Consider the following 22,328-nt stretch of genomic DNA (forward strand, 5'->3'; position numbering starts at 1 on the left):
TTGGGAAGGCCGCAAGGAAGGGGTGGGGAACGTCAGTAGTCCGCCGCCCGGCGGTCGGTGACCGGCTCCATGTCGCAGTCCGCGAGGAAGCGCCGCAGCCCGTCCTCGTGGGACAGATCCCGGTCCTGGCCGCGTTCGACGAGGCGGGCCAGCACGGCCGCGGCACGCTTGCCGCCGACTCCCACCGCCAGCGCGGGGTCCTGGTCCAGCGGGGCCCGCATGTCCACCATCCGGACGACGAGGTCCTCGTGCTGGAAGATCGTGCTGCTCACCAGGGGCGCCGTGCCGCTGTTCATCGCCAGTTCGTCCTGGCGGGCCAGCAGCCGGGCCACGGCCGTGCCGGACCCCTCCCGGACCGGGTAGCTGAGGGCGTGCCGCCGCAGCGGCCCCGCGGGCGCGCCGCCATTGGCCCCGTTGACCGCCGTCAGGTGGTGCACCACGGGAAGCGCGGCCCGGTAGAAGAACTCCCGCGCCGCGTCCGGGTCGTCCAGGTCGCGCGGCTCCTCCAGATACGGGTTGACGGCCGCCTCCACCGCACGGACCTCGGGCTGCCGGGACACATGGCGCAGCGCCGCCACCAGGTCGCCCTTCACCTCGACGGCCCGGACCACCCGGTTGCCGGTCATGAACAGCGACGTCCGGCACAGCCGCGTGGTGTCGTCCACCCGCGTCTCCATCGGGGCGTAGTCGGCCAGGATCGCCGCCACGTCCTTCTCCGAACCGGGCTTCACGGTGAACGTCAGGCCGTGCCGGACCAGTCCGTCGCCGATCCGCGGCGCGGCCTGCAGCCGTCCCCGGGCGGCCGTCGTCCCACGGCCCCGCTTGTCGGTCTCCCGCAGGATGCCGAACCGCAGCGACCGGGTGTCCTCCACGCAGCCGTGCATGGGCTTGACCATCTCCCGGTGCGCCTCGCTGTCCACCCAGGCGAGGAATGGCGGCGCGCTCTCCCACTCACTGGTGATCAGCCACTTGGAGGGGTCCTCGATCGACTGGCACAACTGGTCGCTGAGATGCCCCGGAACCGAGGCCACCTGCTGGCACAGCTCGTCATACGCGCGCAGAAAACGCTCCTCGGCACCGCTGCGCACATCCAGCAGCAGCACCACGCGCAGCCGCGAATCCGCCAGTGAGGACTGCGAGGACCGCGTGGTCATGGTTGGTGTCGTGGTGGGCTGTGGAGTCTGGGGCAGGGTGCTCATATTCCACTCCTTCTAGGGGGATGCGTCCTTCCTTGGATGCGCCGCCCGTCAGACCGATCGTGGAGCGCTCCCACGTATGGCGCGAGATTTGTGAGCCATCTGAGGGAACGCCTGGTCAGAGCCTCGAACGGGGCTGGAAACACCGGGCATAGCAGCAAGATGAATCGTCTTGCCGACACTGCGACACGCGTGCCCGTCCTCATCGCGGGCGGCTCCCTGGTGGGCCTGTCCGCCTCACTGTTCCTGGGCCGTCTGGAGATCGGCCACCTGCTCGTCGAGAAGCATCCGCGGACCTCCCACCACCCGCGCGGGCGCGGGAACAACATCCGCACGATGGAGCTGTACCGCACCGCCGGAGTGGAGTCCGCGATCCGCGAGGCGGCGGCCGTCCTGGCCGACAACCACGGCATTATGCAGACCCCGTCGCTCGCCGGAGCCGAGCACAACTGGCTCTTCAGGGACATCGACCCGGGCGGCAAGGCCGCCCGCATCAGCCCCTCCGCCTGGTGCCTGTGCAGCCAGAACGACCTCGAACCGGTCCTAGTGAAAGCCGCCCAGGACCTCGGCGGCGACCTCCGCTTCGGCACCGAGCTGCTCTCCTTCGAGCAGGACGCCGACGGGGTCACCGCCGTCATCCTGGACCGCCGCACCGAGACCCGCTCCACCGTCCGCGCCGACTACCTCATCGCCGCCGACGGCCCCCGCAGCCCGGTGCGCGAGGCGCTCGGCATCGGCCAGAGCGGACACGGCGAGCTGTTCCACAACGTGTCCATCACCTTCCGCGCCAAGCGGCTCGCCGACGTGGTCGGCGACCGCCGCTTCATCGCCTGCTACCTCACCAACCCCGAGGCCGACGGGGCGCTCCTGCCCGTCGACAACCAGGAGCAGTGGGTCTTCCACGCCCCCTGGCACCCCGAGCGCGGCGAAACCCTGGAGGAGTTCACCGACGAGCGCTGCGCCCAGCACATCCGCACCGCGGTCGGCATGCCGGACCTGGAGGTCGAGATCACCGGAAAGGCGCCCTGGCACGCGGCCGAGCGGGTGGCCGACAGCTACGGCTTCGGCCGCGTCTTCCTCGCCGGGGACTCCGCCCACGAGATGTCCCCCACCGGAGCCTTCGGTTCCAACACCGGCATCCAGGACGCCCACAACCTGGCCTGGAAGCTGGCCGCCGTCCTCGGCGGCTGGGCCGGGCCCGGGCTGCTGGAGACGTACGGCACCGAGCGGCAGCCCGTCGCCCAGGCCACCAGCGCCCGCGCCGCCTCCCGCTCGGCCGAGCACAGCCACCCCGGCTACTCGGCGCCGCCCACCGCGGGCCCGCAGAGCAACGTCATGGCCGTCGCCATGGGCTACCGCTACGTGAACGGCGCGGTCCTGGGCGCCGACCCCTCGGGCTCCGCCGTCCCCGACCGCTTCGAGATCTCCGCCGAACCCGGCGGCCGCGCCCCCCACATGTGGGTCCACCGCTGCGGGGTCCGGCTCTCCACCCTCGACCTGTACGAGCGCACCTGCGTGCTGCTCACCGGCCCGGGCGGCGCCGCCTGGCACGAGGCGGGCCGCCGCGCCGCCGACGCCCTCGGCGTCCCCCTCGACTGCTACCGCGTCGGCACCGAACCGGACCACGAACTGGCCCCCGAGCCGGGCACCGACTGGTCCGAACTCCACGGCACGGCCCCCGACGGCGCGGTCCTCGTCCGCCCGGACGGCTTCGTGGCCTGGCGCGCGGAACGCGCGGCGTCCGACCCGTACGCCCTGCTGACGGAGGTGTTGCGGGAGGTCCTGCGCCTCGGCGCCTGAAGCCCCGGCCGGTTCCGGGGGCACGCCCACGAGGCCCCCGGGGTCCGGGGCGGCTCCGCACCACATCGGTGCCGCCCACTGCCCCCGGGCCAGGGCGATCCGCATCAAGTCCAGCTCGTCCAGTGCCCCTGGACCCGCGGCCGGGGGCGGATCTGCATCAAAACCATCCCGCCCCGGCCCCCCGGACCCGCGGCCGAGGGCGCATGTGCACCACAACCAGCCCCTCCGGCGCTTGAGGAGCGGGGGTGCGGGGCGGAGCCCCCGCAAATCAGCGCCGTACGCGGCGCCACGCGCCCGGGGCCAGGCTCACCGCCACGGTGAGGAGCACCGCCGCCACCACCCCCTGCCACGGCTCGCGGAAGAGCGAGCCGCCGAGCAGGCCGATCAGCTGGTACGTCCCGGCCCAGGCCAGCGCCGCCGGGGCCGCGCCCCGGGCGAACCTCCGCAGCGGCCAGCTGGCCAGCAGACAGGCCAGCATCACCGGGATACGGCCCGCCGGGACCAGCCGGGACAGCACCAGCACCGCCACCCCGTGCTCGGTGAGCTTCGTCCGCGCCTGGTCCAGCCGCTCCGGCGCCGCGTGGTCGTGGATGCGCTCCAGCCACCGCGAGCCGCCTCTGGACCGCACGCCGCGCCGCCCCAGCCAGTACAGCGCGAGGTCCCCGAGGAACGCGGCCAGCGCGGCCACGCAGAAGCTGAACAGCAGCGAGAACGGCGAGGACTGGTGGACCGCCACCACCGCCGCAGAGCTGACCACCGCCCCGGTCGGCACCACCGGCACCAGCGACCCCAGCACCACCAGCAGGAACAGCGACGGATAGCCCACCGCCTGCTGGGTGGACTCGGCCGGCAGACGCGCCAGTTCGCCTATCACCTGGCGGGCTCCAGCCGCACGCACTCCCCGTGCCGCAGCCGGTGCACCGAGGCGTCGGGGGCCAGCCGCCCCGCGTGCCGGACGAAGTCGTCCCCGGGCGCGTGGAACTCGTGCGGCCGCACGGCGTCCAGGCCGATCGGCCAGTACGTCCCGTAGTGCACCGGCACCGCGCTGCGCGCCCCCAGCCGGGCCAGCGCCTCGGCCGCGCGGCCCGCGTCGAGGTGGCCGTGGCCCAGGTACGGTCCCCAGCCGCCGACCGGCAGCAGCGCCACGTCGCACGGGCCGACCGCGTCCGCCATCGCGTCGAACAGCCCGGTGTCGCCCGCGAAGTACGTGGTGGCCTCGCCGCGCAGCACGTACCCGAGCGCGGGCGCCCGGTGCGGCCCGAACGGCAGGCGGCGGCCGTCGTGGGCGGCGGGCACGGCCCGGATCCGTACGTCGCCGACCGACACCTCGTCGCCCGGTCGCACCTCCGTGACCCGCAGGTCACCCGCCGCGGCCACCCGCCGCAGCCCCGGCACGGCCCGCCCGGCGCCGTACGGCACGATCAGCCGGGTGCCGGGCCACAGCCGGGCCAGCGAACCGAGGTGCAGATGGTCGGCGTGCAGGTGCGAGACGAGCGCGACGTCCGCCACCGCCGCGTCCGGCGGCGGCACGGGCCCGCGGCGGCGGCGCAGATGGGCGAGGCGGCGTACGAAGAGGGGATCGGTCAGGACCCGTACGCCGGAGTCCCGCACGGTCGCGGTGGCATGCCCCCACCAGGTGATCTCCACCGACACGCGGTGCCTCCCGTCGCGCACGTACCACACCGTCCGGTCCGATCCTCTCACTCCGGCGGCCCCTGATTGCAGTCACCCGAAGCAGGGTATGCATGACTCATGCATACCTCTGAAGAGAAAACCGGAACCGAGCCCGACGCCGAACCCGACATCGAACGCGTGGCGAACCTGCTCGGCGCCGCCGCGCTGGCCGTCACGGACGACCTGCTCACCGCCCCGGCCGCCGCCTCCCGCCTCAGCATGAGCGCGGCCGCCGCCCTGATCGTCCTGCACGCCGACCCCGGCGTGAGCGTGACCGAACTGGGCCGCCGGGTGGGGCTGACCCAGTCCGCGGCGGTGCGGATGGTCGACGGCCTGGAGCGGTCCGGCCTGGTCGAGCGGCGGCGTACGGTCGGCAACTGGACCGGCGTCCACCCCACCTCCCACGGGCGCCGCACCGCCGAACACCTGCTGACCGCCCGCACCTCCCACCTTGCCGGGGTGCTGAACGGCCTGGACCGCACCGAGGTCCGCGACCTCGGCCGACTGCTGGCCAAGCTGCTCGACGGCCTCTACCAGGGCTGCGGCGCGGCCGACCGGATGTGCCGCATGTGCGACCGGGCCGCCTGCGTCCACCAGGGCGCCGCCTGCCCGGTCGGCGCCGCGGACCGGGCGGCGGCCGCCGAGCGCGCGGCCTCGGCCGCCGAGGAGTGATCCCGCCATGGGGGAACTGCTCGCCCTCACCTCCGCGCTGTGCTTCGGCACCACCCACTTCCTCAGCGGTCTGGTCTCCCGCCGCCACCACGGCGTGACCGTCGCCGCCCGCGCCCAGACGGGCGGGACGGCGGTGAGCCTGGTCCCCGTCGTCCTCACCCACGCCGCCCCGGCCCCGCCCTCGGCCCTGGCCTGGGGCGCGCTGTCGGGGGTGGGCACGGGGGTGGGGGTGGCCTGCCTGTACTGGGCGATGAACACGGGCCCGATGAGCGTGGTCGTCCCGGTCAGCGACATCACGGCGGTCGGCATCCCGGTGGCCGCCGGTATAGCCCTCCTGGGCGACCGCCCCTCGCCCCTGGCCCTGACCGGCATGGCCCTGGCCCTCCCGGCCCTCTGGCTGATCTCCCGCGCCGACCCCGGCGTACGAGGCGACGGCGGCCGCCGCCGCACCGCGTCCCTCGCCATCGCCCTCGTCGCGGGGCTCGGGCTCGCCGTGCACTTCTTCGCGCTCGGCCGCGTTCCCGCCGACAGCGGATGGTGGCCGGTGGTGGTCAGCCGTGTGGTGTCGGTGGCCGTCATCCTGGCGCTGCTCCCGGCGGTGGGGGCGTCCGTACGGCTGCCGAGACGGGCCGCCGCCACCGCGGCCGGGGCGGGGGCGCTCGGTACGCTCGCCACCGTCCTCTATCTGCTGGCCACCCGGCAGGAGCTGCTGTCGGTCGCCGTCGTGCTCTCCGCGCTCTATCCGGCGGTGCCGGTGCTGCTGGCGCTGACGGTGCTGCGGGAGCGGATCACCCGGGCCCAGGCGGCCGGGCTGCTGGGTGCGGGGGCGGCGCTCGGGCTCATCGCCCTGGGATAACGGCCGCACTCACCCCAGGCACTCACCGCGAGCCCTCACCCCAGGATCAGCACCAGCTCGCCGATCTCCCGCCCCCGCGCCGCCGCGAACGCCCGCTCTTCCCGGGCCACCCGGAACCCGCACTTCTCCAGCACCCGCAGCGAGCCCGCGTTGTCGGCCGCGACCCGGGCGTACAGCGGGCGCAGCGGCACCTCCTCCAGGAACGCGGTCAGCGCGCGCGTGGCGATCCCCTTGCCCCAGTGCTCGCGCCCGATCCAGTAGCCGACGGACGGATCGCCGTACTGCGCGAAACCCAGCACGTTCCCGGCCACCCGCCCGTCGTACAGCACCGTCCGCTTCACCACGCTGTCGTCGCCGAGGATCCGGTCCCAGCGCTCGTCGAAGGCGCCCCGGTCGTCGGGATCCTCGGCGGTGAAGGCCGCCATCCGGCTGGCCTCCGCGTCCCGGTGGTAGTCGAAGAAGACCGCGAGGTCGTCCCGGTTCACCGCACGCAGCCGCACCCTGGGTCCGCTCATGTCCTCAAGTCTGCACCGAGGGCCGTCGCCCCAGCCCGTCACGGCTGGTTTCCAGTGCTACCGTCACGAAAATGACCAAGGACTCTCCCCGTAACAGCACCGTCTCGCGGGCGACCGACCGTCCCGGGGATGAGTCGCCCTTCGCCCTCGGCCTGCTGCTGCGCCGCGCGCACGCGCGCGTGGCCGCGGTGATGGCGGAGGCGCTGCGACCGTTCGGCATCGAGCTGCGGCACTTCGCCGTGCTGATCGTGCTGGTCAACCAAGGGCCCACCGTGCAGCGGGACTTGGCGACGGCCACGGGCGCGGACAAGGCGGGCGTCATGCGGATCGTGGACGACCTGGAGCGCAAGGGGCTGGCCGTCCGCAAGGCTGTCCCGGGGGACCGGCGGGTGCGGGCGGTGGAGATCACGCCGCAGGGCGTCGAGCTGTTCGACGCGGCCCATGTGGCGGCGGAGCCGCTGGCCGGGCGGCTGATCGCCGACCTGGAGCCCGGCGAGTCCGCCCAGCTGACGGATCTGCTGACCCGGTTCGCCCATCCCGCCGACGACGAGGCATAGGCGAGCACGCCCGTTCCCGCATCGGGCAGCAGTCTCACGCGCGATGGTATCGAGTGATACTATTTCGAGTGTGACGAAGCTTGATGGATGCCGAACGGCTGGGAGGCGGGCGATCGTGGACGTCTATGAGGCGGTGACCACCCGACGAGCGGTGCGCGGATTCACCGACCGGCCCGTCCCCAGGGAGGCGCTGGAGCGCGTGCTGTCCGCCGCCGCGTGGGCGCCGTCCGGGTCGAACCTCCAGCCGTGGCACGCCTACGTGGTGACCGGCGGGCCGCTGGCCGAGCTGAAGAAGCGCGCGGGCGAGCGGCTGGCCATGGGCGACCCCTGGGACGAGCCGGAGTACACGCAGTATCCGCCCGCACTGAAATCCCCGTACCGCGAACGCCGGTCCGCCTTCGGCGAGCAGCGCTACGGCGCGCTCGGCATTCCGCGCGAGGACATCGAGGCGCGCCAGCGGGCCGCCTCCGCGAACTGGGACTGCTTCGGCGCGCCCGCCGCCCTGTTCTGCTACATCGACCGCGACCTGGGCTCGGCCCAGTGGTCCGACGCCGGCATGTATCTCCAGACTGTCATGCTGCTGCTCCGCGCCGAAGGGCTGCACAGCTGCCCGCAAATGGCGTGGGCGAAATTCCACCGGACCGTCGCGGAGGTGCTGTCACCCCCGGATGAGCTGATGCTCTTCTGCGGCATGTCGATCGGATTCGAGGACGCCACGGTGGATGACGTCCGCACGGGCCGGGCGCCGCTCGGCGAGACGGTCACGTTCGTCGGGAATTAGCGCGGGTCGTCACGGCCAGGAGGCCGCTCCGGTCTTTACTTATGACCCATGCCGAGTGAAAAGCCACGATTCGAAGCGTGGAAGACGGCGCTGACCACGCTGCAGACAGCAACGCCGCCGTTCATTCCGGAGGGGTCCGAGGTGATGACCGTCCTCGTCGAATATCCCCCGGGTGACCCCGGCACCCCACCGCACCGGCATTCCGGGCCCGCGTTCGGATACATGCTCGAAGGGGAAATGCTCTTCGAGCTGGAAGGTGAGCCCGAGCGGGTGATCAGGGCCGGGGAGACCTTCTGGGAGCCGGGCGGCGACGTCATCCACTACCAGGACGGGAACAACCGAACAGACTCCTGGAGCCGTTTTCTCGTGACGATGCTGTGCGCGCCGGGCCAGCCCATGCTGACCCTGGTCGACGACGAGGAACTGGCCCAGCGCACGGACCGACGCGCTCCGCGCCCCGCCTGACCCAGAAACGAAGGTGACCATGAAGATCGCAGTTATCGGCGGTACCGGCCTCATCGGATCGAAGGTCGTGCGAAATCTGAACGCCGCCGGTCATGAGGCCGTGGTGTGTTCGCCCTCCACCGGGGTCGACATCGTCACCGGAAAGGGCCTGGCGCAGGCGGTGGCCGGTGCCGACGCCGTCGTCAACCTGACGAATTCCCCGACCTTCGACGACGCCTCCGCGGCCTTCTTCCAGACCTCGATGGACAACCTCCTGGCCGCCGCCCAGAAGGGCGGGGTGCGGCACCTCGTCATCCTCTCGATCGTCGGCGCGGAACAGGTACCCGACCTGGACTACTACCGCGCCAAGGTCCTCCAGGAAGACATCCTCAAGGCCGGGCCGGTCCCGTATTCGATCGTCCGCGCCACGCAGTTCATGGAGTTCATCGACGCGGTCATGTCCTGGACCGCCGAGGGCGACACCGTCCGCCTGCCCGCCACGCCGATCCAGCCGATCGCCGCGCAGGACGTCGCCGACGCCGTCACCGAAGTCGCCGTCGGCGCCCCGCTGAACGGCACCCGCGACATCGGCGGGCCCGATGTCTTCACCCTCGACGAACTCGGCCGGGTCACCCTCGACGCCCGTTCCGACGGCCGTACCGTCGTCCTCGACGACACCGCCGGCATGTTCGCCGCCATCCGCGGCGACGTCCTCACCACCAAGGGCGGCGCCCGCCTCGCCCCCACCCACTACACCGACTGGCTAACCGCCTGAGCCGCTGGGCGCCTGGCCCGTCGTCAGGCGCACCACGTTGGACGCGGGCCGTACCCCCGGCTGCGGGCGGGCCGCGGGCTCCGCCCACCGTGGCCGGGCCGTTGCCGCCCCGGCGGCGGCCGTCGCGCTCGTCGGCCAGCATGAAGTACGGTCCCGCGCTGCCGTCCGTGTCGTTGAACGTCGTCGTCCTCCCCCTACTTCGTCCAGTAGCGCACGTTGCGGAAGCGGGCCTCTGCCTTGCCCGAACCGTGGTGGTAGACGCCGTTCTTGAAGTAGCGGGTGGCCTCGCCGCGGTCGTCGGCGGTCAGGACGAGCTTGTCGTCGGCGTAGACCTGGATCGTTCCGGCGCTCGCGTCGTGGGCGACCTTGAGGTTCCACCAGGTGTTGTAGATCCCGGTCTTGATGGTCTCGTTCGTGTAGCGCTTGAGCGTGCCGCCGTTCGCGCTGGACGCCCGGAACATGATGTCGGTGGCCGGGGTCCCGGACGGGCGCTTGGTGCGCAGGATCTGCATGATGTCCGCGCCGTTGGTGCCGGACGGGATGTACACATCGGCGTCCCACATCCGCTTGCCCGAGGTGTAGTCGTTCTTCCAGCGCATCTCGGTGCGCGGATTGGTCGAACTGCCTTCTTCGAAGGGCTTGTCGGTGGCGTTCACCCACATGGTGTGGGTCTTGGTACCGGAGTTGTAGCTGTAGCGGTCGCTGAGATCCAGGTCGTACGGCTTCTGCATGCTGTACGAGTACGTCTTCTCCGTCCAGCCGTCGGTCGGATCGGCCGCCGCCTCCGCGCCGTGCGCGGTGGTGGTCCCCGTCAGCGCGGCCATGAGCGCGCCGGTGGCGACGCCCACTCTGACCCGCGTGCGTAACCCGGGCATGTGCCCACCTCCTCCAGTCCAGTGGTTCTGTTGGCGTTACGGATCATGGTCTAGACCAAGAGTCAAGGTAGGGCAGGCTCGGTGACGTGTCCATATCAATGAACGAGTTTTGTGGCTTTCGCGGGCATCGTTCACATGGGTGACCCGACCGGCTGCTCACACCAGATCGTCTTGCCCGTGCGGGTGTGCCGCGTCCCCCACCGCTGGGTGAGCTGGGCGACCAGCAGCAGACCCCGGCCGCCCTCGTCGGAGAGGCGGGCCCGGCGCATATGGGGCGCGGTGCTGCTGGCGTCGGACACCTCGCAGATCAGCGTCCGGTCGCGGATCAGCCGCAGCTGGAGGGGGCCCTCCGCGTGCCGGATGGCGTTGGTGACCAGCTCGCTCACCACCAGCTCCGTGATGTACGACGCGTCGCCCAGCCCCCAGGCGTCGAGGCGGCGCGTCGCCCACGCGCGGGCGGACGAGACGGTCACCGGGTCGGCCGCCAGGTCCCGTACGGCGTACCGGTCCGTGCCCAGGGCCTGGGTGCGGGCGACGAGCAGCGCGGCGTCGTCGGCCGGGTGGTCCGGCAGCAGATCGCCGAGCACGCGGTCGCACAGCGCGTCGAGGGTGGGCGCACGGTCGCTGAGCGTCTGGCACAACGCCGCCAGCGCGCCGTCCAGTTCGCGTTCCCGTTCGCGGAGGCCGAGCAGTCCGTCGGTGTAGAGCGCCAGCAGACTGCCCGGGGGCAGCTCCACCTCCACCGCCTCGAACGGCAGATCGCCGAGGCCGAGCGGGGGACCGGCGGGCAGGTCGAGCAGCCGCGCCTCGCCGTCCGGGGTGACCACGGCGGGCGGCGGATGCCCGGCCCGGGCCAGCGAACACGTCCGCGAGACCGGATCGTAGACCGCGTACGTGCAGGTCGCGCCCAGGATGGCGGGATCACCGGGGGTGCTTCCCGTCTCCGACTCCGCCGCGAGCCGGATCACCACATCGTCCAGATGCGTCAGCAGCTCGTCCGGTGGCAGATCGACATCCGCGAGCGTGCGGACCGCCGTGCGCAGCCGTCCCATGGTGGCCGCCGCGCTGATGCCATGGCCGACCACATCGCCCACCACCAGGGCGACCCGCGCCCCGGACAGCGGGATCACATCGAACCAGTCGCCCGCCAGCCCCGACCGGCCCCCCGCGGGCAGATAACGGGACGCGGTCTCCACCGCCGCCTGCGCGGGCGTCCCCTGCGGCAGCAGGCTCTGCTGGAGGCTGAGCGCGGCGGTGCGCTCGCGGTCGAAGCGGCGCGCGTTGTCCAGACAGAGGGCGGCCCGGACCACCAGCTCCTCGGCCAGCAGCTGATCGTCCTCCGTGAACGGATCCTTGGTCCGCCGGTAGAACATGGCGATGCCCAGGGTCATCCCGCGTGCCCGGACCGGCACCCCCATGATCGACTGGAACCCGTACTCCCGGAACTTCTCCGCCCGCGCCGGATCGCGCTCCAGCCAGTCCCGCATGTCCCGGTCCGTGACCCGGTGCCGGGCCGACCGGCCCGTGGCCATGCAGCGCACCGCGGGCGTGTACGGCGGGTAGAAGTCCACCTCGCCCGGCTGCCGCACCGCCTCGGGCGCCCCCTGGATGATCGACTGGTTCGCCGCCCGGCGCAGCGCCACCACCCCGGTGAACGGACCGGGCTCATCGCCCCTGAGCAGCGTCTCCAGCAGATCGACGGTGGTCCAGTCGGCGAGCCGTGGCACCACCGCGTCGGCGAGTTCCCGCGCGGTGCGCATCACGTCCAGGGTGCTGCCGATCCGGGTGCTCGCCTCGTTCAGCAGCATCAGCCGCTCCCGGGACCGGATCTGCGGGGTGACGTCGGCGACCGTCGTGCAGAGCCCGAGCGTCTGCCCGTCCGCGCCCCGCAGGGCGGAGGCCGTGGCCTGGAGGACGCGGTCCTGGTCCGGGTTCGAGGGCAGCCGCCCCCGCATCTCCCCGCTGAACACGGTCTCGCCCGTCTCCAGCACCTGACGCAGCCGCCGCTCCCACGCCGCCGCGTCCGGCCCCGACAACACCTGCGGCAGCCGCAGCCCCTTGCGGTCGGCCTCCGAGATCCCGGCCAACCGGGTCATGGCGGCGTTCTGCCGGATGCACCGCAGGTCCGTGTCGTACATGGTCACGGCCACCGGGGAGCGGGAGAACAACCAGTCCACGACCGCCCGCTCCACTTCCTGCCGCCGGGGCAGGGGCGCGGTGTCCTCGTCGATCGGCGCCATCAGCACCCACTGTCCCCGCGCGTCCCGGTCCATCACCCGGTGCCCCGCCGCCCGCACCCGCATCCGCTGCCCATCGGCGCGCCGCGCCGAAAGCCACCCCGCCCAGTCGTCCCGCTCCACCGCCCCGTCCCAGAACGCCGCCCCGCCCTCCACCGCGAGCAACTCCCCGGCCCGCCGCCCCACGACGTCCCCGGCGGCATGCCCCAGCGCCCGTTCGGCACCGCGGTTCCAGCCCGTGACGATGCCGAACTCATCGACCGTGATCACAGCGGTCCCGGAACCTTCGGCGTTCATGCGCCCATCTCCTCCTTACCGAGCATGCGCCTCCCGCCAGGGCCGTTCAAACGAGCGGCACGGGCCCGGTCACATCACAGCCGGAGCAGGGCGTTCGAGGTCGCGTCGTCCGCCGGGTGGAAGGCCCAGATCCGGTGCTCGCCCCGGGTGGTTCTGAAGACATCGCTGTGCGTGGACAGCTCCTCCACCAGCGGTGTCAGGCGGGCCGCCCCCGCTTCGGCGCCGACCTGTGCGCGCAGGGCCGCCACCACGCAGCGGGCGAGTTCGGGCCACTCGGTGAAGAATGCCGGTGCTCCGGGGGCGAGGAAGACCAGGCGGGCGTAGTTGTCCCCAGGACGGGGCGTTTTCGGGGTCAGCGGGCGAGGGAGACGGCGAAGGGGGTGAAGCCGTTGCGGCGCATGACGTGGGGGACGACGAGGATCATGGATTCGGTGGCGCGGGCGGTGGTGATGTCGCCGAGGTCCTCGATCCAGGCGGGCTGCCAGCCGAGGTCGCCGAGGAGGGCGGTGACGGTCTTCTTGGCCTGCTCGTCGTTCCCGGAGAGGTAGGCGGTGGGCGGGGTGGTCAGCGTTCCGGGGGCGGTCATGACCATGAACAGCATGGTGTTGAGGGTCTTGACGACGTGGGTGTCGGGCAGGGCGGCCTGGAGCTGTTCGGCGAGGCTGCTGCCGGGGTAGCACAGGTCGCCGGGCAGGCCGTCGGCGGCGTCGTGGGTGGCGTTGGAGACATCGATGAGGACCTTGTCCGCGAGTTCGGCCCGCAGGGCGGTGAGCCGGTCCAGGGTGCTGTCGCCGGGGGGGCGTTGATCACGATGTCCGCGCTGCGGGCGGTGGTGGCGTGGTCGGCGTAGCGGATCGCGGTTCCCTCCTCGGGCGGCGTGCCCGTGCCGTCGCCGTTCTCGCGGCGGCCGAGGGTGACGTGGTGTCCCGCCGCGCTGAGGGCGCGCGCGAGGTTGGTGCCGACGCGGCCGGTGCCCAGGATGCCGATGCTGGTCACGGTGTGGTGCTCCTTGGGAGTTGGGGGGTGGGGCGGTCAGATCGACGACAGGACGTCGAGCGCGGCGGCGTGGATGTGCGGGGCGGCGGCCAGGAAGTCGCGGCTGGCCGCACTCCAGGGCTTGCCGTCCAGGTCGGTGACGGTGCCTCCGGCCTCGGTGACCAGCAGGGCGCCTGCGACGAGGCCGGAGCGGACGTCGGAGAACTGCCAGAAGGCGTCCATGCGTCCAGCGGCGACACAACGACCCGGCCCACACCTGGCTGCGCGAAACGGCCACCGGCACCCTCCGGGCCCTGTTCACCCCGCCACCCGCGCCCTGACGTGGTGGGTGTAGCGCTCCTACTCGCCCGGTTCGCCGGGTGCCTAGCGTGCCGGACGGTTACCGAAAGCTTCTCGGTACCCGGACAGAACGCCAAGGAAGGAACTCGCCACCGGGACGTGGCGCGGTACGGAGGTCCTGGAGCTGCAAGGGGAACGCGACGTGAGCATGCGCGAAGCCGTGGATGTGATCGCGAACGCTGTGCGTGCGGGCGACGTGACCTCCATCGAACGGTTCATCGAGGAAGAATTCGCTCCCCGGTACCGCGCGGCCTGACCGGATGGAAGAACCGGCCGTAGGGGTTCGACGTTACGCCGTGGGCGGCTCAGGCTGCGGCCCGTCGATCAGGCTTGACGTTCCGGCGCAGGTGGCCGATGAGCGACGACGCGCTGGTGTACGCACAGATCGCGGCCACCACTGTCTGCCACACCGCTCCATGGCCGTGCAGGTTGTTCACCAGGTACATGCCGAAGAACGCGGTCCCGGCAGCGGATCGCACCTCGTCCCGCTGCCACCAGTGCTGTCGGGGCTCTTCCGCCTTGGAGAGCTGTCGCGCGTATGTCGTCACGGGCCCGAACTCCTCCTCGGGCTCACACCCGGTTTCTGTGACGTGCCGCCTCGCTTCCCGGGTGAGTTCGGCCGCGCGTGCCCGGGGAACCGCGTAGCGTCCTTCCAGCAGCTGCGGCAGCTTGCGCAGCCACGCTTCTGACGACAGCGGCCCCTGCGCGGGGGCGGTCGGCGGGTTGTAGAACAGCGCCCACGCGGGGAGCAGGATGCCCACCGCGCAGATGGCGGGGGTGGGCACGTGTGCGATCACGGTATGGGGCGCCTCCATGAGCGCGAAAGCGGCGAGGACGACGGCGACGACGGTGGCCAGCCCGCAACCGGCCGCGCGGATGCGGGACCCGGCGTGCAAGGCGAACTGCGCGCCGTACAGGACGGCTACGCCGGCGGCAATGGCGGTGCAACCGAGGAGGGCGGCGGTGGTGAGATCGGCCATGAGGCCGTTGGTGACCAGTTCATACGCCCCGGCCCCGAAGGTCATCAAGCCCAACTGGGCGGTCACGGCGACGGCGTAGTCAGCGGTCGTCCACGCGTCGGGGTCGCTTCCGGCGGGAAGCCGCTCGCTCGCCACGGTCTCGGCGAAGTCCTCCGGCGTGCCGAAGGCCTCCTCCGGGTGTTCCCCGCTCTCCGCGCAGTGGGCGGCCACTTCCGCCAACACGCTGTCGGACACGTCCTCTCCCACGGACCGCTCGGCGAGAGCGAGCCGGGTCCGTAAATCCCACGTGTCAGCGGTTTCGCTCATCACAACTCCTGCTGGGTTTGCTTCATGAGCCGGTTCATCGCAGCGGAAAACTCCTGCCACTGCGCGATCTCGTCTCGCAGTTGGGCGCGTCCGGTGTCGGTGAGCCGGTAGACCTTGCGTTCCGGTCCGCCCTCGCCCGGCTCCCAGCGCGATGCGACCAGGCCGTCGGTTTCCATCCGGCCGAGAACCGGGTACAGCGCTCCTCCGCGCACCGCCCCCAGGCCGTGCTCAGCGAGCCGTTGCACCAGCGCGTATCCGTGCCGGTCGGCTTCGGCCAGCACTGCGGCCACGCTCAACTGCAAGGTTCCGCGCAGCCATCCGGCCGAGGGATCCGTTGGTGCCATCTCCCCTCCCGGCGGATTACTCGCGATCCGTGACTAGTTTGATTTCAGAGTAGTGCACCCGGGAGTGCCGCAGGTAGGGTCGCCGCTGTTTGCCGCTGCCGATTGAAACAGGTTTTATGTCCGATTCGCTCGTGCCCTGGATCCTCTCGCTGGTCTTCACCCTGACCGGAACCGTCCTCGGTGTGGTGATGTACCGCCAAATCCGGCAGCGTGGGGCTCTGCTGCGGTCGGGCATGAGCGCGCAGGGTGTGGTGACCGACCTCGAACCGACCCATCTGAAGGGACACGGATCGGAAGGCGGAGTCACCGTCCGGAGCTACGGGACCCTCGTGTACTACCCGGTCATCTCCTGGACCACGGCCGACGACCGGCCCATGGAGACCAGGTTCAACATGGCCCGCCCCCGTGAGAAGACCTTTGCCATCGGTGCCGAGGTCGAGGTCCGCTACGACCCGGCGAATCCCTCCCGCTGGACGCTCCCGGCGGAGAGCAACAACGTGTGGTGGGTCTTCACCGCGATGGGGGCGGTCTTCGCGGCGATCGGGCTGGGCAGCTTCATCTGGGCGCTGTTCTCGCTGTCGCGCTGAGCGGTCTGGCGGAGCGTCGGGGTCATGATCAAAGCTAGGTGTCGTGGACGGAATGACGGACAGCACGGTCCTCGCCCTGATCGGCGTTCTGCTCGGGACGGCGGGGACCCTCGTAGGGCAGCACCTGGCGAACCGCGTCGAGGTGCAGCGCGACCATCGGCACCGCGCGGACGTGGCGCGGGCGGAGCGCAAGGAGGCGATATCGGGGTTCTTAAAGGCGGTCCAGCGGGTCGAGTTGGTCCTTGACCGCCGAAAGCTCGGCATGCCGACGCTCGACGACCCCGAGGACGTGAAGCTGCACGACCTGTGGCTGGCGACGAAGGCGGTCGAGCTGGTGTGTTCCACGGATGCCGCCCAGGCCGCCCACGACTACACCAAGGAGCTGCACGCGCTGATGCGCAGCGAGCGGGGGCGGTCGCCGGTCAAGCGGGAACGGCGCGAGGCGTTCGTGGAGGTGGCCCGCGAGGAGCTGGAGAGCGGCCGCGCCCGCATCAGGCGGTGAATCTCTAATGATCTCCCTGGCGATCCGCGTGGACAATGCGATCCGAGGTGGCCGACCTCCCCCCACCCGGCCGCCGAGGAGGATGCATGACGTCCGCCCAGCCCGCCGAGCCCCTGACCTACCCGTTCGCGGCCGAGAAGCTGAACCTGGCCCCGCTGTACGCACAGTTGCGCCACGAGGAGCCCCTTGCCTGGGTCCAGCTCCCGTACGGCGAACCGGGGTGGCTGGCCACGCGCTACGAGGACGCCCGGCTCGTCCTCGGCGACCCCAGGTTCAGCCGGGCGGCCGCCGTGGGCCGAGACGCGCCGCGCGTCCGGCCGTACGCGCCCGGCCCCGGCACGATCAGTACGTTCGACCCGCCGGAGCACAGCCGGTTGCGACGGCTCGTGACGAAGGCGTTCACCGTGCGCCAGATCGACCGGCTGCGGTCACGCGTCCAGCACATAGCCGACGACCTGGTCGACGCGATACGGGCAGATGGGGCCCCCGCCGACCTGGTCGAGGACTTCGCCCTGCCGCTGCCGATCACGGTCATCTGCGAGCTGCTGGGCGTGCCGTTCGAGGACCGGGCCGACTTCCGGCTGTGGTCCGAGGCGTTCCTCTCCACGACGAAGTACACGCTGGAGGAGATCAAGGGCTACCGGACCCTGCTCCGCGACTACATGGCCGGTCTCGCCGAACAGCGCCGCACCGACCCGCAGGAGGATCTGCTCAGCTCCCTCGTCGCCGCGCGCGAGAACGACGACCGGCTGTCCGAGGACGAGCTTCTCTCGCTGTCCGAGGCGATTCTCATCGCCGGTCACGAGACCACCGCCACGCAGCTCGGCAACTTCCTCTACGTCCTGCTCACCCAGCCCGACCACCTCGCCGCCCTGCGCGCGGACCTTTCCCTCGTCCCGCAGGCGGTCGAGGAGCTGCTGCGGTTCACCCCGCTCGGCTCCGGCAGCATGCAGCCGCGCTACGCGCTCGAAGACATCGAGATGGGCGGCGTGACCGTACGGGCCGGTGAGCCGGTCGTCGTCGCCATCAACTCGGCCAACCGCGACGAGGGCGTCTTCACCGACTCCGGCCAAATCGACCTGCGCCGCCGCGAGGCCACCCACCTCGGCTTCGGCCACGGCCCGCACCACTGCCTCGGCGCCCCGCTGGCCCGGATGGAGCTGCAGATCGCGTTGCGCACGCTGCTGGAACGGCTCCCGGGTTTGCGGTTCGCCGAGACCGAGCGGGACGTGGAGTGGAAGGTGGGCGTGTCCACGCGCGGCGTGCGGAGGTTGCCGGTTACCTGGGACGGGTGAGGTCGCCCAGGAAGGTCGACCAGGCGTCGGCGGGTATGTGAAGGTTCGGCCCGTCCGGGACCTTGGAGTCCCGGACGTGGACGGTGGCGGGGGTTTGGGCCACCTCGACGCACTGGCCTCCGCCGGAATCGCTGTAGCTCGACTTGTGCCAGTCGAGGGCGACCTCGACACAGTCGCCCCCGCTGGAGTCGCTGTAGCTGCTCTTGAACCACACGAGTCTGCTCATAGCTCACCCATCAACTGCTCGATGAAGCGTACGGAATCCTCCGGCCCGAGAGCCTGGGACCTGATCATGGCATAGCGGCGCACCAGCTCGTTTACCTTGTCGGGCTTGGAGAGCAGCATGCTCTCGCCGTGGCTCTCCATGTAGACCAAGGTGATTTGGTCGGGGGTCTCAAGGACGGTAAACGCGCCGCGGAGGCCCGCGTGTTCCGCACGGCTCAGCGGCATGACCTGGATGGTCACGTTGGGACGAGCCGCGCACTCCACGAGGTGCTGAAGCTGGGCGCGCATGACCTCAGGGCCGCCGATCTCTCGCCGCAGTGCCGATTCCTCGATCACGGTATGGACCAGCGCCATCGGCTTGCGGTCGAACAGGGCCTTGCGGTCCAGGCGGGCCTCGACCAGCTGCTCCAGCTCCTCGTCCTCGAACGGTGGGTAGTTGCTCCGGAGCAGCGCGCGGGCATACGGCTTCGTCTGCAGGAGACCGTCGATCACCTGTGTGCAGTACGACGAGATGCTCAGCGCTTCCTGCTCCAGCTGTACGAATCCCTGGAAGAACTCCGGGTACCGCTCAAGCCGCAGGAAGCCGATGGCCGCCCTCAGTAACCCGCTCGCGTCCAGTGCCTTCTCGGCCGCTTCGATGAACTCGTCCGTGGGCGGCTTCGCACATGTCTCCACCGCGCTCACTGCCGAGCCGGTGTAGTTCATCAGCTTGCCCAACTCGTCCTGTGTCAGCCCCGCGTGCTCGCGCAGAATCCGCAGCACAGCGGCGAAGTACTGCACGGTCGGCGGCGCGGTGTCCTTCTTCTTGGCCTGTGGCATCCCAACCACCCCTCAACGCGGCTCAACGCCAATCAACGTCCGTTCGACCAGAGTTGTCGTCCGCCGCAGTCGACGTTCTGTTACTGGTGAAGGTAGCCACCTGCACCGACAGTGGGGGAATGAACGCACAAAGTCACGACGTAAATCCTCGCCATGGCTGGAAGCAGAGGTTTACACCCGTACCCCCATCCGTCCACCGCGCACGCCACGCGGCCGAGGCCGCACTGCGCGGGTGGGGCGTAGCGCCCGGCTCCCTCCCGTTGGCGATGCTCGTGCTGTCGGAGCTGGCGACCAACGCGGTACGGCATGGCCGCGTACCCGGGAGGTACTACGAGGTGCGTATCGCATACGACGCAGAGAAGTTGGTCGGCGTCGAGGTGTCCGACCCCGGCGACGGGCTGCCGGTGGCCGGTGACGCGTCGCCGGACTCCGAGCGTGGGCGCGGGCTGGCGATCGTAGAAGGGTTCGCCGAGGCGTGGGGCGTACGACCGCGCGCCGTCGGCAAGACCGTCTGGGCCCGCGTCCGCCTCTAGGGCAGGCGGCGTCGTCAGTCGGGCTGCTTCTCCATATGCGCGAGGACACGGTTCGAGATCCGGGCGAGCGCGGCGAGGTCTTCAGGGGGGAGGGCGTCGATGAGCAGTCGGCGCACGTGCTCGACGTGCACGGGCGCGGCGTCCTCGATCGCCTTGTGGCCCGCCGCGGTGGCGACGATAAACGCTCCGCGCCCGTCGTCGGGACAATCCTCCTTGGCCACCAGTCCGCGCGTCGTCATCCGCCTGACCTGGTGAGACATGCGGCTCTTCTCCCACTCCACCAGCTTCGCCAGGTCCATGAAGCGCATCCGCCCGCCGCTGGTTTCGGTGAGTTTGGCCAGCACGAGGTAGTCGGAGGCGGACATCCCGGAGTCGGTCTGGATCCGGCGGGAAAGCCGTCCGATGAGCTTCTCCTGCATGTGGATGAAGCTGTCCCAGGCGGCCTGCTGCTCCGAGGTCAGCCAGCGAGGCGTTGCGTTCATGGAGGGAGCGTAACCGCGCGGCTCGGACGCGTTTCCGCCCACCCGGTGCGTACCCCGAAGTCGCCCCCCATGGCAGCCAGTTGACGTATCAACTACTTGCCTCTAGCTTAGTTGTCACGTCAACCAAATGACGGACGTGAAGCTCCAGAAGGGGAATCCCATGAGCACCGAGAACAAAGCCGGACTCGACGCCCTGCTGACGCCCGAGGAGAGCGTGCTCGTACTGATCGACCACCAGCCGTTCCAGTTCGCCAACCTGAACAGCCACGAACCGACGATGGTCGTGAACAACGTCGTTGGACTCGCCAAGACCGCCAAGGTGTTCGACGTGCCGACCATCCTGACGACCGTGCTGGAGGAGCGCGGCGGCTACCTCATCCAGGGACTGCGGGACGTGTTCCCGGAGCAGACGCCGATCGACAGGACCTTCATCAACACCTGGCAGGACGAGCGCGTTGTGGATGCCGTCAAGGCGACCGGGCGCAAGAAGCTGATCATCGCTGGTCTCTGGACGGAGGTCTGTGTGGCGATGCCAGCCATACAGGCGGCGGGCGAGGGCTTCGAGGTCTTCGTTGTCACCGACGCCTCGGGCAGTGGCTCGAACGAGGGGCACGACATGGCCGTGCGCCGCATGATCCAGGCGGGCGTGGTTCCGATCACCTGGCAGGCCGTGTTGGGCGAGTGGCAGCGCGACTGGGCCCGTGAGAAGACCGTGCCGGGCGCCGTCGAGGTCCAGGCGCAGCACGGCGGCGCCTCCGGTGTGGCCTTCGCCTGGGAGACGCAGCTCCTCGCCGAGCGCGCCGGAAGCGGCGCCTGACATGACGTCGTTCCGGGGATCTACGAGCGGCTGACCGGCGAGGACGAGGTGGAGCCAGCGGGCAAAAGGAAGGCCGGGGTGGTGCGCAGAAGCTGGACCTGCTGCCTGCATGGCGGGAGACCCGCGCTGCACGGGTGAGGCGTGGCCCCGGCTTCTCTCCCGATCGCGCTGCTCGTGCTCTCGGAGTTGGCGACGAACGCGGTATGGCATGGCCGCGTACGGCTGCCGAGCAGGCCACTGACGGGCGGTTCACCGCACGTCAGTGGCCAGCCGAGCTGTTCGACGAAGCCGCACCCAATGCGACCACTCCCGAGGCCGCGGAGCTACGCGAACAGATTCGCGCCGCTGGTCCCGAACTGACGACTGCTGAGCAGCCACGCCAAGGCGATCTGTGCGATCTCGCGCCGCGGCCGTTGGCAGGAAAGGTGGGGAACGCGTCATTGCTGCCATCGCTCCCCGTCGCCAGCATGGATGACATGGAAACGCGCACCGTGCTCATCGTCCTCTTCGACGGCGTACTGAGCCTGGACTTCACCGGACCGCTGGAGGTCTTCGCCGGGGCGGCCGGTGCGGTTCCCGGCGCGTACGAGATCAGGACGGGCAGCCTGGACGGCTCACCGGTGCGCACCTCCAGCGGGTTGTCGGTCACGCCGGACCTCGCGCTGGCTGACGCGCCCGCTCCGCACACCCTGATCGTGCCGGGCGGTGAGGGCACCCGCGCGATGGATCCGGGGGTCGTGGCGTGGCTGCGGGAGCACGCCCCGGCGGCGCGGCGGCTGGTGTCGGTGTGTACCGGTGCCTACGCGCTGGCCGCCGCCGGGCTGCTGGACGGACGCCGGGTGACGACCCATTGGGCGCTGTGGGAGGGGCTGGCCGAGCGGTTCCCCGCCGTGGAGGTGGACCCGGAGCCCATCTACATCCGCGACGGGCCGGTGGCCACCTCCGCCGGGGTCACCAGTGGCATCGACCTCGCGCTCGCCCTCGTGGAGGAGGACCTCGGCCGTGATGTGGCGCTCACCGTCGCCCGCTTCCTGGTCGTCTTCCTCCGCCGCCCCGGCGGGCAGCGGCAGTTCAGCGTCCAGCTCGCGGCGCAGAGCGCACAGCGCCGTCCGCTGCGCGACATCCAGCAGTACATCGCCGAACACCCCGACGCCGACCTGTCCGTGTCCGTCCTGGCCGAGCGGGCGAACCTGTCACCCCGCCACTTCGCCCGCGCCTTCCGGGACGAGATCGGCGTCACGCCCGGCCGGTACGTGGACCAGGTGCGGCTCGAAGGGGCGCGGCGGCTGCTGGAGGACACCGACGACGGAATCGAAGAGGTTTCCCGGGCCTGCGGCTACGGCACACCGGAGGCCATGCGCCGCGCTTTCGTCCGCGACCTGGGCACGGCCCCCGCCGAGTACCGGCGCCGGTTCCATCCCTGA

General features: G+C 71.1%; 25 protein-coding genes and 2 pseudogenes. 13 read left to right on the top strand and 14 right to left on the bottom strand.

Annotation, left to right across the window (positions count from 1 at the left end; all coding sequences use genetic code 11):
* Positions 1 to 32: 32 nt before the first annotated feature.
* A complete protein-coding gene (locus ACZ6CL_RS23835; RefSeq protein WP_468938482.1) occupies positions 33 to 1,199 on the bottom strand; it encodes a SchA/CurD-like domain-containing protein in 1,167 nt (388 codons plus the stop codon).
* A gap of 159 nt (positions 1,200 to 1,358) precedes the next feature.
* On the opposite strand from ACZ6CL_RS23835, the gene ACZ6CL_RS23840 reads away from it, so the two are divergent.
* Positions 1,359 to 2,996, top strand: a complete 1,638-nt coding sequence (locus ACZ6CL_RS23840) for an FAD-dependent oxidoreductase (RefSeq protein ID WP_468938485.1) — start codon at positions 1,359 to 1,361, stop codon at positions 2,994 to 2,996.
* Between the two features lie 268 nt (positions 2,997 to 3,264).
* Here the strand turns inward: ACZ6CL_RS23840 and ACZ6CL_RS23845 are convergent, their stop codons facing one another.
* Both ACZ6CL_RS23845 and ACZ6CL_RS23850 read right to left on the bottom strand, forming a co-directional pair.
* Positions 3,265 to 3,870 (bottom strand): DedA family protein, encoded by a 606-nt coding sequence (locus tag ACZ6CL_RS23845; protein ID WP_468938488.1) that lies wholly within the window; start codon positions 3,868 to 3,870, stop codon positions 3,265 to 3,267.
* Complete coding sequence (locus ACZ6CL_RS23850) at positions 3,867 to 4,649, bottom strand: MBL fold metallo-hydrolase (protein WP_468938491.1); 783 nt, start codon at positions 4,647 to 4,649, stop codon at positions 3,867 to 3,869. Before ACZ6CL_RS23850 ends, ACZ6CL_RS23845 begins: the two co-directional genes overlap by 4 nt.
* A gap of 99 nt (positions 4,650 to 4,748) precedes the next feature.
* On the opposite strand from ACZ6CL_RS23850, the gene ACZ6CL_RS23855 reads away from it, so the two are divergent.
* Complete coding sequence (locus ACZ6CL_RS23855; RefSeq protein WP_468938494.1) at positions 4,749 to 5,342, top strand: MarR family winged helix-turn-helix transcriptional regulator; 594 nt, start codon at positions 4,749 to 4,751, stop codon at positions 5,340 to 5,342.
* Positions 5,343 to 5,349: 7 nt separating this feature from the next.
* Positions 5,350 to 6,198, top strand: coding sequence for an EamA family transporter (locus ACZ6CL_RS23860; RefSeq protein ID WP_468938497.1), 849 nt, complete (start codon positions 5,350 to 5,352; stop codon positions 6,196 to 6,198).
* Between the two features lie 35 nt (positions 6,199 to 6,233).
* Here ACZ6CL_RS23860 and ACZ6CL_RS23865 read toward each other — a convergent pair whose 3' ends face one another.
* Entirely contained in the window at positions 6,234 to 6,713 is a 480-nt protein-coding gene (locus ACZ6CL_RS23865; RefSeq protein WP_468938499.1) for a GNAT family N-acetyltransferase, read from the bottom strand.
* A 71-nt stretch (positions 6,714 to 6,784) separates the two neighbouring features.
* On the opposite strand from ACZ6CL_RS23865, the gene ACZ6CL_RS23870 reads away from it, so the two are divergent.
* The 4 genes from ACZ6CL_RS23870 (at position 6,785) to ACZ6CL_RS23885 (ending at position 9,270) form a co-directional block, all read left to right on the top strand.
* Positions 6,785 to 7,270: a MarR family winged helix-turn-helix transcriptional regulator gene (locus ACZ6CL_RS23870; RefSeq protein ID WP_468938501.1), complete on the top strand. Its 486-nt coding sequence runs from the start codon at positions 6,785 to 6,787 to the stop codon at positions 7,268 to 7,270.
* A 115-nt stretch (positions 7,271 to 7,385) separates the two neighbouring features.
* Complete coding sequence (locus ACZ6CL_RS23875) at positions 7,386 to 8,051, top strand: nitroreductase (protein WP_468938502.1); 666 nt, start codon at positions 7,386 to 7,388, stop codon at positions 8,049 to 8,051.
* A gap of 48 nt (positions 8,052 to 8,099) precedes the next feature.
* A complete protein-coding gene (locus ACZ6CL_RS23880) occupies positions 8,100 to 8,516 on the top strand; it encodes a cupin domain-containing protein (RefSeq protein ID WP_468938505.1) in 417 nt (138 codons plus the stop codon).
* A gap of 19 nt (positions 8,517 to 8,535) precedes the next feature.
* Complete coding sequence (locus ACZ6CL_RS23885) at positions 8,536 to 9,270, top strand: SDR family oxidoreductase (protein ID WP_468938508.1); 735 nt, start codon at positions 8,536 to 8,538, stop codon at positions 9,268 to 9,270.
* Positions 9,271 to 9,464: 194 nt separating this feature from the next.
* On the opposite strand, the gene ACZ6CL_RS23890 is transcribed toward ACZ6CL_RS23885, so the two are convergent.
* The 7 genes and pseudogenes from ACZ6CL_RS23890 to ACZ6CL_RS23920 all read right to left on the bottom strand — a co-directional run bounded on the left by ACZ6CL_RS23890 (position 9,465) and on the right by ACZ6CL_RS23920 (position 15,644).
* Complete coding sequence (locus ACZ6CL_RS23890; protein WP_468938511.1) at positions 9,465 to 10,145, bottom strand: polysaccharide lyase family 7 protein; 681 nt, start codon at positions 10,143 to 10,145, stop codon at positions 9,465 to 9,467.
* Between the two features lie 131 nt (positions 10,146 to 10,276).
* The gene (locus ACZ6CL_RS23895; RefSeq protein ID WP_468938513.1) at positions 10,277 to 12,679 is read right to left on the bottom strand and encodes a SpoIIE family protein phosphatase; all 2,403 of its coding nucleotides are present in this window, start codon (positions 12,677 to 12,679) and stop codon (positions 10,277 to 10,279) included.
* A 74-nt stretch (positions 12,680 to 12,753) separates the two neighbouring features.
* A complete protein-coding gene (locus ACZ6CL_RS23900; protein ID WP_468938846.1) occupies positions 12,754 to 13,107 on the bottom strand; it encodes an MmyB family transcriptional regulator in 354 nt (117 codons plus the stop codon).
* Positions 13,032 to 13,675: pseudogene (locus ACZ6CL_RS23905) on the bottom strand (NADPH-dependent F420 reductase). Before ACZ6CL_RS23905 ends, ACZ6CL_RS23900 begins: the two are co-directional and overlap by 76 nt.
* A 36-nt stretch (positions 13,676 to 13,711) precedes the next feature.
* Positions 13,712 to 13,912 (bottom strand): annotated as a pseudogene (locus ACZ6CL_RS23910) (inositol monophosphatase family protein); the annotation flags it as partial.
* A 407-nt stretch (positions 13,913 to 14,319) separates the two neighbouring features.
* Positions 14,320 to 15,300 (bottom strand): hypothetical protein, encoded by a 981-nt coding sequence (locus ACZ6CL_RS23915; RefSeq protein ID WP_468938516.1) that lies wholly within the window; start codon positions 15,298 to 15,300, stop codon positions 14,320 to 14,322.
* Complete coding sequence (locus ACZ6CL_RS23920; protein WP_468938517.1) at positions 15,300 to 15,644, bottom strand: PadR family transcriptional regulator; 345 nt, start codon at positions 15,642 to 15,644, stop codon at positions 15,300 to 15,302. The genes ACZ6CL_RS23915 and ACZ6CL_RS23920 overlap by 1 nt, the downstream gene beginning before the upstream one ends.
* A 116-nt stretch (positions 15,645 to 15,760) precedes the next feature.
* Between ACZ6CL_RS23920 and ACZ6CL_RS23925 the strand changes: the two genes are divergently transcribed.
* From ACZ6CL_RS23925 to ACZ6CL_RS23935, 3 genes are all read left to right on the top strand, one after another.
* Positions 15,761 to 16,231: a DUF3592 domain-containing protein gene (locus ACZ6CL_RS23925; protein WP_468938520.1), complete on the top strand. Its 471-nt coding sequence runs from the start codon at positions 15,761 to 15,763 to the stop codon at positions 16,229 to 16,231.
* A gap of 52 nt (positions 16,232 to 16,283) precedes the next feature.
* Positions 16,284 to 16,733: a hypothetical protein gene (locus ACZ6CL_RS23930; RefSeq protein ID WP_468938522.1), complete on the top strand. Its 450-nt coding sequence runs from the start codon at positions 16,284 to 16,286 to the stop codon at positions 16,731 to 16,733.
* 86 nt (positions 16,734 to 16,819) lie between these two features.
* Positions 16,820 to 18,028 carry a cytochrome P450 gene (locus tag ACZ6CL_RS23935; protein WP_468938524.1) on the top strand — a complete coding sequence of 403 codons (1,209 nt, stop codon included), beginning with the start codon at positions 16,820 to 16,822 and terminating at the stop codon, positions 18,026 to 18,028.
* On the opposite strand, the gene ACZ6CL_RS23940 is transcribed toward ACZ6CL_RS23935, so the two are convergent.
* Positions 18,012 to 18,254, bottom strand: a complete 243-nt coding sequence (locus tag ACZ6CL_RS23940; RefSeq protein WP_468938526.1) for a DUF397 domain-containing protein — start codon at positions 18,252 to 18,254, stop codon at positions 18,012 to 18,014. The two genes, ACZ6CL_RS23935 and ACZ6CL_RS23940, sit on opposite strands and share 17 nt — an antisense overlap.
* Positions 18,251 to 19,072, bottom strand: coding sequence for a helix-turn-helix domain-containing protein (locus ACZ6CL_RS23945; RefSeq protein WP_468938528.1), 822 nt, complete (start codon positions 19,070 to 19,072; stop codon positions 18,251 to 18,253). The genes ACZ6CL_RS23940 and ACZ6CL_RS23945 overlap by 4 nt, the downstream gene beginning before the upstream one ends.
* 119 nt (positions 19,073 to 19,191) lie before the next feature.
* Here ACZ6CL_RS23945 and ACZ6CL_RS23950 point away from each other — a divergent pair, with 119 nt between their 5' ends.
* Positions 19,192 to 19,605, top strand: coding sequence for an ATP-binding protein (locus tag ACZ6CL_RS23950; RefSeq protein ID WP_468938531.1), 414 nt, complete (start codon positions 19,192 to 19,194; stop codon positions 19,603 to 19,605).
* Positions 19,606 to 19,619: 14 nt separating this feature from the next.
* Here ACZ6CL_RS23950 and ACZ6CL_RS23955 read toward each other — a convergent pair whose 3' ends face one another.
* Complete coding sequence (locus ACZ6CL_RS23955) at positions 19,620 to 20,087, bottom strand: MarR family winged helix-turn-helix transcriptional regulator (RefSeq protein WP_468938534.1); 468 nt, start codon at positions 20,085 to 20,087, stop codon at positions 19,620 to 19,622.
* Positions 20,088 to 20,247: 160 nt separating this feature from the next.
* Here ACZ6CL_RS23955 and ACZ6CL_RS23960 point away from each other — a divergent pair, with 160 nt between their 5' ends.
* Both ACZ6CL_RS23960 and ACZ6CL_RS23965 read left to right on the top strand, forming a co-directional pair.
* Complete coding sequence (locus tag ACZ6CL_RS23960) at positions 20,248 to 20,904, top strand: hydrolase (protein ID WP_468938536.1); 657 nt, start codon at positions 20,248 to 20,250, stop codon at positions 20,902 to 20,904.
* Between the two features lie 476 nt (positions 20,905 to 21,380).
* Positions 21,381 to 22,328: a GlxA family transcriptional regulator gene (locus ACZ6CL_RS23965; protein ID WP_468938539.1), complete on the top strand. Its 948-nt coding sequence runs from the start codon at positions 21,381 to 21,383 to the stop codon at positions 22,326 to 22,328.

It is taken from the genome of Streptomyces sp. NPDC041200 (genome assembly GCF_055591805.1).